A 9,992-nucleotide genomic window follows, 5' to 3' on the forward strand; every position below is an offset into this window, starting at 1 on the left:
GAACTTCCAGCATGTCTGAGAACGTCGTCCACCTCCACAAGCCCACCGACCCGACGACCGCCGACGCGGCTCCCACCGTGCTCACCGTCGTGCCGGATGCCCCGCCTGCGCGGCCGGTGCCGCTGTGGGTGCGCTCCGGGCGCGCGGTGAAGACGGCCGTGACGCACGAGCGGACGAAGACGGTCGTCCGCGCGACGGCTCGGCACAGCCTCTACACCCTCAACGGCGGCCGGATCGTGGCCCGCAGGGCGTGGGACGGCCGTACCGGCTCGCGCTACGAGCGCATGCTCCGCGCCGCCGAAGCGTCCGGGAACTACGAGGTGGCGGAGGAGTGGGAGGAGCGGTTGCAGCGCTTCCGCGAAGCCCGCCACCGGCGCCGGATGGACCTGCTGCACTCCCCGGTCGACGCCGCGAAGGGCGTGGCCGTGGGCACCGGCATGAGCATCGGGGTGCTGGTCGCCCTCGGCATCGTGATGGCCATCAACACCGGTCAGGTCGGGGACGTCATCACCCCGCTCAGCGCGACCGTCGACTTCATCGCCCTGCTCATCCGCATCGTGCAGATCGTCTGGGGCCCTGCGCTCACTATCGGCCCGTTCCTGGCCCTGCTCGCCCTGTGGTCCGTCGGCCGCAAGCAGCAGGCCGCACCGAACTGGGCACTGCCCGCCAACGTCCGCACGGGTGAGGGTGAGCCCATCACGCCGTCCATCGTGGTCAAGGCCCTGCGCGACCTGGGCATCCCGGCGCTGCGCAAGGCGATTCAGGAGATGGGCGACGCCGGCGCGGGCATGCTCGGCCCGATCCGGATCGCCGGATGCGGTGTCGAGGTCGACGTCACCCTTCCCTCCGGGGTGTCGACCAACGAGGTGCAGAACAAGCGGCGCAAGCTCGCGGAGAACCTCACCCGGCACGAGCACGAGGTGTTCATCACCATCCCCGAGGCGGCCCGCACGGTGCGGTTGTGGATCGCCGACTCCGGGGCGCTGGATGAGCCGATCGGCCCGTCGCCGCTGGTCACCGATGAGACGCTGACCGCCGACTACGCCAAGGGCAAGGCACCGTGGGGGCAGGACCTGCGCGGCGACGCCGCCGCCCTGAGCCTGTATCAGCGGCACCTGCTCATCACGGGGTTGTCCAACCAGGGCAAGACCGCCGCGCTGCGCGCGCTCGCCCTGTGGCTGGCGCTGGATAGGTCGGTGGAGTTCTGGATGGGCGACCTCAAGGGCGTGGGCGACTGGGCCATGTTCGACGGCCTGGCCACCAAGCTGATCCAGGGCCCGACCGATGACCACGTCATCCAGGTCACCGAGATGGTGGAGGACGCCGTGGAGGAGATGAACCGCCGTCTCCAGGCTCCGCCCGGCACCACGTTCCCGCCGCTCATTGTCATCGTCGACGAAGCGCAGGTGGCGTTCATGTGCCCGGTCAAGGACGAGGACAAGCGCCCCTACGGCGGCTCGTCGTCCACGTCCCGGTACTTCATGGCCGCCCGGAAGATCCACAACCAGGGGCGGGCGGTGAACGTGCTGCTGTGGCAGGGCACGCAGGACCCGACCGACCAGAACCTTCCCAAGCTCGTGCGTGAGGGCGCCCACACGCGTGCCTCGCTCGCGCTGGGCACGGAGTCGCAGGCCCGCATGGCGCTCGGGGACAAGGCCGTCGACGGCGGCGCCGCCCCGAACCTGCTGCGTCCCGGCCTGGACAAGGGCACCCTGGTCGTCGCCTCCGACGGCATCGAGATCCCCAAGGGACAGTCGTCCATCACGGTGCGGACGCACTACATCAGCACCGACGACGCCGAACTGATCGCCGCCCGCGCCAAGCGGCTGCGCGACGGCGTGACCACGCTGCACGCGATCGAGCGGGGCGAGGAGCGTGACCCGCTCGCCGACATCGCGAGCGTGCTCGGGGACGCCGCCCGGCTGCGCACGCAGGAGGTCATCACCCGGCTCGCCGCGCTGAACGCTGGCGCCTACGGCAAGTGGTCGTTCCTCGACCTCAAGCGCGTGCTGGAGGGCACCGGAGCCGAGCCGTACAAGTCCGACGGCGTGATGGTCGTCGGCCGTGACCGGCTCGCCCGCGCCCTCGCCAACCGTGACACCGAGGGTTCCGCTTCCGCCTCCGGATGACAGGGAGCCACCCCCGTCCGGGTCAGGGATGCAGGGAGAACTCCCTGAACCCCTCCCTGACTAGCCTCCCTGGCCTTGACCTGCACAGATGATCGTGCAGGGAGGCAGGGAGGCCCGCAGGTCAGCACCCCTCAAACCCCCTCCACCGGCACCCCCGCAGGGGGTGTCTCCGACTCCCTGAACCGGCACCGGAAGGGATTCCACATGCACCCCGAACCGACCCGCCACACGCCCGCCGAACGGGCCATGGAAGTCCACCACCCGACCCCGATCCCGCCCGCCATCGTCCACCCCGCGCCGGTCGTGCCGGTGCAGCCGGGCACCGTCCCGGCGGTGGCGAGCATCGTCCTGCCCGACGGCCGCGTGGTCACCGGCTACGCCCTCGAGCCCGCCCGCCCCGAGCCGGTCACCGCCAAGCCGGCCGTCTCCCGCACCGCCGTGAACGTCGCCCTCGGAGGCGTCGGGTTCCTCGCCGTATGCGGCGGACTACTGCTGCTCACCTCTTTCATCGCGGCCCTGACCGCGTTCATCACCCAGCTCATCATCCTCGCCGCCGTCATCTTCGGCGGCTGGATCGCCGTGCAGGTGTTGGGTCCGAGCGGCAAGGGCGGGACCACGGTGAACATCCGCAAGGCCACGTTCAAGCGCAACCACTTCCACGGCTGACCCCAAGGAGTCCCACCGTGCCCCGACTGCGCATCGAGCTGACCAGCTGGCCCCGCCGGTCCCTGGTCCTGACCGACACGCCCCGCCCCGACTGCCCCGACTGCGAGGGCTTCGGCGGCACCCAGCACCACTACGGCGACCCCGAGACCGGCGAGTACGCGGGCACCGACTGGGAGCCCTGCCACTGCTGGAACGAAAACCGCCGCTGGCTCCTGCTGCCCCTGCCGCGCCCCTCGCGGTGGCTGCGCCGGCACCGCCCCGGCCGCGACCCGTGGGGCCCCGACCGCAACAGCGACGAACCCCCCTTCTAGCTATGCCAAGGGCGACCGCCCCTCTCGCCAAAGACGCGCGGTCGCCCTTGTCCAGCCAGAACCAACCAAGGAACTGGAGACATCCAGCATGACCCAAGACACCCGTTCCGCGCTGCTGCGCGCGGCACTGGACGCCGCCGAACGCGGCTGGCACGTCTTCCCCTTGCGGCCCGGCACCAAGCGGCCCGCCCTGCACGGCGAGAAGACCTGCATCCGCACCGGCCCGTGCGCCGGCGGGCACGTGAAGTGGGAACAGCGCGCCACCACCGACCCCGACCGCATCCGCGCCGCGTGGTCGACCGCGCCGTTCAACGTCGGCATCGCCACCGGCCCGTCCGGGCTGATCGTCGTCGACCTGGACACGCCAGAGCACAAGGGCAGTTCGGACGCGCCTTGCGGCGCGGCGACCTTCGGGGCGCTCTGCGAGCGCGCCGGGCACGCCGTCCCCGACACATACCGCACCCGGACCGCGAGCGGCGGCACGCACCTGTACTTCCGTGCTCCGGACGGAGTGCGGTTGTCCAACACGGCGGGCACGGTCGCGGATTCGGTCGACACCCGTGCGTGGGGCGGCTACGTCGTCGCCGCCGGGAGCACCACCCCGGCGGGACGGTACGAGCCGCTGAACGGCTCTCAGGTGGCCTGTCTGCCCGGTTGGCTGCTGAGCATCCTGCGTCCGGCTCCCGCGCCCGCCGTGGGTCCGCTCAGGTTCCCGGCGGTGGACGGCAGCCGCGCCGCCATGGCCGCGCTGGAAGCCGAATGCGCGACCGTCGCCGCCGCACCGGAGGGGCTGCGCAACGTCACGTTGAACCGCAGCGCGTTCAAGGTGGGGCGGTTCGTCGCGTGGGGCGACCTCCCCCGCCACGTGGCAGAGGACGCCTTCCAAGCGGCTGGAGAAGCGGCTGGACTCACCGCCGCCGAGTGCCGCGCCACGGTGCGCAGTGCCCTGGACAGCTCGCTGCGCACCGCCCGGCCCCGGGAGGCGGCATGACCACCCCCAACCCTCCCCGCTTGGAAGGCCATCCGGCCCCGACCACGAACCTGCGCGCCGCCGGACCGGCCGCGCCCCCGGCGGCCGTGGGCGAGCCGAAGGGCGCCGCCCGTAAGGGCGTCGTTTCTGTTCTTCCTCGCTCGAAGCGGTTCGCGGCCGACGACGTGCAGCCGGGCGCCGACCCGACGCCGGACCGGCCCGGCATCCGCATCTACGCCCCGCCGGTCTACCGCCACCACTACGACGGAGCCCGCTGGTCCAAGCGGCACGCAGACACGCCTACCGCCGCCTACGCCTGCCCCTGCGGACGAACCGGCACCGCCCGCGGACAGGCGGCTGTGGCCGCGCTGGCCACCGAGTACGCCGCCCACTTCTCCGGCTGCACCACAACCCCCGCCACGCTGGAACGGAGGAACGCCGCATGACCCCCACCATCGACGGGGCCACGCTGCTCGACCAGGTGGAAGCCTTCCACCGGCGCTTCAACGTCTTCCCCACCGAAGCCGCCTACGTCGCGGTCGCCCTGTGGGACGCCCATGCCCACCTGCTCGACTGCTTCGACTCCACCCCGCGCATCGCGTTCCTGTCCCCCGAACCGGGATCAGGCAAGACACGCGCGCTGGAGATCGTGGAGACGCTGGTCCCTCAGCCCATGACGGCCGTCAACGCGTCCGCCGCCGCCCTGTTCCGGTCCGTCTCCGCCGGCACCGCCAAGCCGACCATCCTCTTCGACGAGATCGACACGGTGTTCGGCCCCAAGGCGGGGGACAACGAAGAACTGCGCGGGTTCCTCAACGCCGGGCACCGCCGCACCGGGGTCACCTACCGGTGCATCGGCGACGGCGGCAACCAGACCGTGCAGGCCTTTCCCTCCTACTGCGCGGTCGCGGTCGCCGGTCTCGGCTCTCTGCCCGACACGATCCTGTCCCGCTCGGTCATCATCCGCATGCGCCGCCGGGCCAGGAACGAAAAGGTCGAACCCTTCCGGGCCCGCATCCACGAAAGCGAAGGGCACAAGCTCCGTGACCGCCTCGCCACCTGGGCCGAACAGGTCCGCGATGCCGTCATCGGGGCGTGGCCGGACATGCCGGACGGCGTGACCGACCGGCCGGCCGACGTGTGGGAACCCCTGCTCGCCGTCGCCGACGCGGCCGGCGGCCACTGGCCCGACCGCGCCCGCGCCGCGTGCGTGACCCTGGTCAATGCGTCCAAGGCCAACGACAAGGGCAGTCTGGGGGTTCGGCTGCTGACCGACCTGCGCGACCACGTCATGGTCGGCATCGACCGCCTGCCCACCGTCGCCATCCTCGACCGGCTCAACGCCCTCGACGACGCCCCGTGGGCCGACCTCAACGGCAAGCCGCTCGACAACCGGCGCCTGTCGCGGATGCTCGCGGAGTACATGACGGCCGACAACGAGCCGATCACTTCCCGCAACATCAAGACCGCCGGGAGCGTCCTCAAGGGCTACTACGCCGCCGATCTCGCCGACGCGTGGGCCCGCTACTGCCCCCCACCCCCGGAAAGTCCGCTACTTCCGCTACCTGAGACGGAGAACGCGGCCTGACCAGTGCAAACGGGGTAGCGGCAACCGCCATCACGAGCCGCTACCCCGCCGCTACCCATCCGCTACCGCTACCCCTTCCCGCTACCCCGAACAGGCCCCTGACCTGCGCGGTAGCGGAGGTAGCGGAAGTAGCGGCCCTCAGAGAGACCCCCCGCAGGACTGCCCGGAGGAGTCATCGCATGACCACCGCTCTGCCCCCGAGTCACGAGGCGCTCACGGTTCCCGAGGTCATGGCCGCGCTGCGTCTGAGCCGCTTCAAGGTCTACGACCTCATCAGGTCCAAGGAACTCCAGAGCTTCACGATCGGCCGCGCTCGGCGCGTCCCGGCAGACGCCTTGCGCACGTACATCCAGAACCAGTTGGGAGACAACAACTGATGGCCAAGCGGGCGAACGGCGAAGGCAGCATCACCATCCGCAAGGACGGCACATACCACGGCCGTGTCTACGTGACCACGACCAGTGGCATCCGCAAGCGCGTCTCTGTCTACGGCAAGACCCGTGACGAGGTACGACAGAAGATCACCGAGCTACAGGTTCAGGAGAACAACGGCATCCCGGTACCCGACACGAACATGACCCTGGAGGAGTACCTGACCTACTGGCTCGCGACCGTGGTCAAGGTCCACCGACGCCCCAAGACCTACCAGGGGTACGAAAGCGTGGCACGCGTCCACCTGATCCCCGGACTTGGCCGGAAGAAGGTCCGCACCCTCCGGGCGGCCGAGATTCGGACCTGGCTCGCCCGCGTTGCCTCGGAGTGCCAGTGCTGCAAGCACGGCTGGGACAAGGACCGGACCGAGCCCGAATGCTGCGCGGCCGGCGAGTGCTGCAAGACCCTGCTGTCCCGCCGCATGGTGCAGTCCATCCATGCCGTGCTGCGCAACGCGCTGCAGAACGCTGTACGGGAGGAACTCATCGTGCGGAACGTCGCCCAGCTCGTTCAGGTCCCCACCCCGACGTACGACACGGGGAAGGGGCTCAGCGTCGCTGAGGCGAGGCTCCTCATCCGCGAGTCAGCGGACGACCGGTTGCACGCGCTGTACGTGCTCGCCCTGGTTCTCGGCATGCGCCGGGGTGAGCTGCTGGGTCTGCGCTGGGACGCCGTGGATCTCGACCGGGAGACGCTCATCGTGGAGCGCGCGCTTCAGCGGGTCGGCGGGGAGCTGAGGCTGGTGAAGCCCAAGACTCTGGCCTCTGTCCGTACCGTCCCCCTCCCGCCTGTGGTCGTGAAGGCGCTGACCGAGCACCGCGAGCGACAGGCACAGGAGCGGGCCGCCGCCGGCATGGAGTGGAAGGAGAACGGGCTGATCTTCACGTCCCGGATCGGAACACCACTGGAACCGGACAACCTGCGGCGGAGCTGGCACCCGCTGCGCAAGCGGCTTGGGCTGGAGATCCGGTTCCACGACCTTCGGCACTCTGCCGTGTCGCTGCTGCTCGATCTCGGAGTTCCGCCGCACATCGTCCGTCAGGTCGTCGGGCACAGCGATATCGGCGTGACGATGAAGGTCTACGCCCACGCCTCACTGGACGAGCAGCGAAAGGCACTCCGGAAGCTGGGTGACACCCTCTCCTGAGAGCCGTTGGCGTACCGGTTGGCGTAAGCGGCACGAAAGAGCCCCTCTCCGATAGTGACGGAGAGGGGCTCAAGCCCTGGTGAGGGCTGCGGTGGCTGGGGCCGGGGTCGAACCGGCGACCTTCCGCTTTTCAGGCGGACGCTCGTACCAACTGAGCTACCCAGCCGCGGTGTTTCACGTGAAACAACCAGCGGTCCTGACGGGATTTGAACCCGCGGCCTCCACCTTGACAGGGTGGCGAGCACTCCAAACTGCTCCACAGGACCAAGCGTGTGTCGTACGACAGTGTCGCACAGGGTGGTGCGTGCCCCCAACGGGATTCGAACCCGTGCTACCGCCTTGAAAGGGCGGCGTCCTAGGCCGCTAGACGATGAGGGCTATCGGCCCGCCTGGGCGCTTCTCAGCGCGTCGGGGACGTGAGAAGCATATGGGATGGCGGGAGGGATCGCCAAAACGGTTTACGAGGAGCTCGGGGAGGGGGACTGGGGCGAGGGGGTGGCGCCGGGCTGGTTCTCCTTCGGGAGGTGGCGGCTGACCTCCGCCGTCGTCAGGCCGAGTCCGCCCAGTTCGATGGAGTCCCAGGCCTGGAGGCGGCGGGTGTCGCGGTCGAAGTAGAGGATCGACGTCTCGATCGGGTCGGGATGCTCGCCCTCGATCGCGCGCAGGCCGCTGCCCCCGGTGGAGCCCTCGATGCGCAGCCGGGTGCCGTACTTCATGACCTCGGTGTCCTCGCGGTGGAGGTGGCCGGCCAGCACCAGGGGGACCGTGCCGTCGACCTCGCGGGCCGCGGACGGTTCGTGCGCCAGGGCCACGTCCACGGGGGTGCCGGCGGCCTTCTGGTCGCGCAGGGCGGAGGCGAGGCGGGCGCCCGCCAGCTCCTGTGACTGCTCGGCTCCGGGCTTCTTGGACCGGTCGGGGGTGAACTGGGGATCACCGATGCCCGCGAAGCGCAGGCCCGCGACCGTCTTCGCACGGCCGTCGTCGAGGACGTGGACGTTCTTCAGGTCCTCCAGATAGCGCTGGGTCTCGCGCGAGTCGTGGTTGCCGCGGACCCAGACGTAGGGGGCCCCGAGGTCCTCGATCGGGTCGAGGAAGCCGTTCTCGGCGGCGGTGCCGTGGTCCATGGTGTCGCCGGTGTCCACGATGACGTCGACCTTGTACTGCTCCACCAGCGAGGCGATGATCTTCCAGCTGGCCGGGTTGAGGTGGATGTCCGACACGTGCAGCACCCGGATGGTGGTCGGGTCGGGCTGGTAGGCGGGGAGTGTGGAGGTGGCGTCGTACAGCTTGGTCACGTTGGTGACCAGGCGCGCGAGTTCCTTCTGGTAGACGTCGAACTCGGTGACGATGCTGCGGGCGTTGCCGACCAGCGACGGGGCCGAGGAGAGCAGGCCGGAGAACTTGGGCTCCAGGACGGAGTCGGGGTTCCAGGTGGCGTACGCGGTGCCGCCGGACGCGGCGAGCAGGCCGAGGGCGAGTCCGCCGGCGGCGAGCGCGCGGCGGGGGCGGCGGTAGACGGCGAGGCCGAGGGCGGTGGCGCCGGTGACGACCGCGACGCAGGAGCGTACGGCCAGGTCGGCGGTGCCGTGGGCGACGTCCCGGGTGACCTCGTCCTGGAGGCCGGAGAGGCGTTCGGGGTGGTCGACGAGGGCCTGGGAGCGGTCCGGGTCGAGCTGGTCGACGTTGACGTCGAGACGGACCGGGGCGATGTGGCTGTCCAGTTCCAGGGCGCCCAGCGGCGAGACGTTGATCTTCGTGCCGCCGATGAGGGAGGGCCGCAGGGTCATCGTGGTGTTCATGGGGCCGACGGGGACCCGGACGTTGCCCACGATGAGCAGGCCCAGCCAGGCGCCGACGACGACCACGGTGATCAGGCCGAGGGCGCGGGCCCACGGGTTGGGCACGGAGGCGAGCGCGATCGTCGGGGGTGCGGGCCGCCGGGGGCGGGGGCGGCGGGGGACTCGGCGGATGCGGTGCAGGGCGTTCAGTACGGCGGCGGGGACGCGGGCCATTGATCCCGTATGCCCATGCGGGCCGCCGGATATGCCGGGCGCCGCGCTGGACTCGTACGGACGGGTCGTACCTGACAATGGCTCTGTGCTGGAGATGACACGCGAGGAGTTCGAGGAGCTGGTCGCGGAGGCGCTCGACCGGATTCCGCCGGAGCTGACACGGCTGATGGACAACGTGGCGGTGTTCGTCGAGGACGAACCGCCGGCGGACGATCCCGAGCTGCTGGGGGTGTATGAGGGGACTCCGCTGACCGAGCGGGGCGAGTGGTACGCCGGTGTGCTGCCGGACCGGATCACCATCTTCCGGGGGCCGACGCTGAGGATGTGCGAGTCGCGGGAGGACGTCGTCGCGGAGACGGAGATCACGGTGGTGCACGAGATCGCGCATCACTTCGGGATCGACGACGCGCGGCTGCACGCGCTGGGTTACGGATAGGCCGGCGGACAGGTCCACGGATCGGTCACTGGCGTGTCCTCTTGCGGGCGGCGGGAGTTGGGCACGTTGACTCAGCTCTCCCCTCGGAGGTGGCCCTCGTGCGCCGCAAGCTCGTACCCGTCCGCCTGGCCGCCACGGTGGTGGCCGTCGCCGCTGCCGCCGGCTGCATGAGTGTCGGTGAGGACGGTGCGGGCGGGGGCGGGAAGCCGTCGCACTCCGCGCGGCCGGGAGGTGAGGCGCCGGACGGGGCGGTCGCCCCGGGCGACGGTGCCGGGTACGGAGCCGCGGCGGCCGACGGGGA

Annotated in this window: 10 protein-coding genes, 3 tRNA genes and 1 pseudogene; 10 read left to right on the plus strand and 4 right to left on the minus strand. The window is 70.6% G+C overall.

Annotated elements, in window-relative coordinates:
• Positions 1–11 precede the first annotated feature (11 nt).
• The 8 genes from N4P33_RS09905 (at position 12) to xerC (ending at position 7,243) form a co-directional block, all read left to right on the plus strand.
• Positions 12–2,129: an ATP-binding protein gene (locus tag N4P33_RS09905; RefSeq protein ID WP_260825957.1), complete on the plus strand. Its 2,118-nt coding sequence runs from the start codon at positions 12–14 to the stop codon at positions 2,127–2,129.
• Between the two features lie 204 nt (positions 2,130–2,333).
• Positions 2,334–2,795: a hypothetical protein gene (locus N4P33_RS09910; RefSeq protein WP_260825958.1), complete on the plus strand. Its 462-nt coding sequence runs from the start codon at positions 2,334–2,336 to the stop codon at positions 2,793–2,795.
• A gap of 17 nt (positions 2,796–2,812) precedes the next feature.
• Positions 2,813–3,106: a hypothetical protein gene (locus N4P33_RS09915; RefSeq protein WP_260825959.1), complete on the plus strand. Its 294-nt coding sequence runs from the start codon at positions 2,813–2,815 to the stop codon at positions 3,104–3,106.
• An 88-nt stretch (positions 3,107–3,194) separates the two neighbouring features.
• The gene (locus N4P33_RS09920) at positions 3,195–4,097 is read left to right on the plus strand and encodes a bifunctional DNA primase/polymerase (RefSeq protein ID WP_260825960.1); all 903 of its coding nucleotides are present in this window, start codon (positions 3,195–3,197) and stop codon (positions 4,095–4,097) included.
• Positions 4,094–4,522 carry a hypothetical protein gene (locus N4P33_RS09925; RefSeq protein ID WP_260825961.1) on the plus strand — a complete coding sequence of 143 codons (429 nt, stop codon included), beginning with the start codon at positions 4,094–4,096 and terminating at the stop codon, positions 4,520–4,522. Before N4P33_RS09920 ends, N4P33_RS09925 begins: the two co-directional genes overlap by 4 nt.
• A complete protein-coding gene (locus N4P33_RS09930) occupies positions 4,519–5,664 on the plus strand; it encodes a DUF3631 domain-containing protein (RefSeq protein ID WP_260825962.1) in 1,146 nt (381 codons plus the stop codon). Before N4P33_RS09925 ends, N4P33_RS09930 begins: the two co-directional genes overlap by 4 nt.
• Positions 5,665–5,843: 179 nt before the next feature.
• Positions 5,844–6,041: a helix-turn-helix domain-containing protein gene (locus tag N4P33_RS09935; RefSeq protein WP_260825963.1), complete on the plus strand. Its 198-nt coding sequence runs from the start codon at positions 5,844–5,846 to the stop codon at positions 6,039–6,041.
• Positions 6,041–7,243: a tyrosine recombinase XerC gene (gene xerC, locus N4P33_RS09940; protein ID WP_260825964.1), complete on the plus strand. Its 1,203-nt coding sequence runs from the start codon at positions 6,041–6,043 to the stop codon at positions 7,241–7,243. The genes N4P33_RS09935 and xerC overlap by 1 nt, the downstream gene beginning before the upstream one ends.
• A gap of 92 nt (positions 7,244–7,335) precedes the next feature.
• Here xerC and N4P33_RS09945 read toward each other — a convergent pair.
• From N4P33_RS09945 to N4P33_RS09960, 4 genes are all read right to left on the minus strand, one after another.
• A tRNA-Phe gene (locus tag N4P33_RS09945) sits at positions 7,336–7,409 on the minus strand.
• Between the two features lie 25 nt (positions 7,410–7,434).
• Positions 7,435–7,509, minus strand: a tRNA-Asp gene (locus tag N4P33_RS09950).
• A 39-nt stretch (positions 7,510–7,548) separates the two neighbouring features.
• Positions 7,549–7,621 (minus strand) — tRNA-Glu (locus N4P33_RS09955).
• Between the two features lie 80 nt (positions 7,622–7,701).
• Complete coding sequence (locus tag N4P33_RS09960; RefSeq protein WP_260825965.1) at positions 7,702–9,255, minus strand: metallophosphoesterase; 1,554 nt, start codon at positions 9,253–9,255, stop codon at positions 7,702–7,704.
• Positions 9,256–9,340: 85 nt separating this feature from the next.
• Between N4P33_RS09960 and N4P33_RS09965 the strand changes: the two genes are divergently transcribed.
• Together N4P33_RS09965 and N4P33_RS09970 are read left to right on the plus strand one after the other, a co-directional pair.
• Positions 9,341–9,691: a metallopeptidase family protein gene (locus N4P33_RS09965; protein WP_167996835.1), complete on the plus strand. Its 351-nt coding sequence runs from the start codon at positions 9,341–9,343 to the stop codon at positions 9,689–9,691.
• A 98-nt stretch (positions 9,692–9,789) separates the two neighbouring features.
• Positions 9,790–9,992, plus strand: a pseudogene (locus tag N4P33_RS09970) (hypothetical protein); the annotation flags it as partial.

The sequence above is a fragment of the Streptomyces sp. 15-116A genome, assembly GCF_025290915.1.
Classification (GTDB): Bacteria; Actinomycetota; Actinomycetes; order Streptomycetales; family Streptomycetaceae; genus Streptomyces.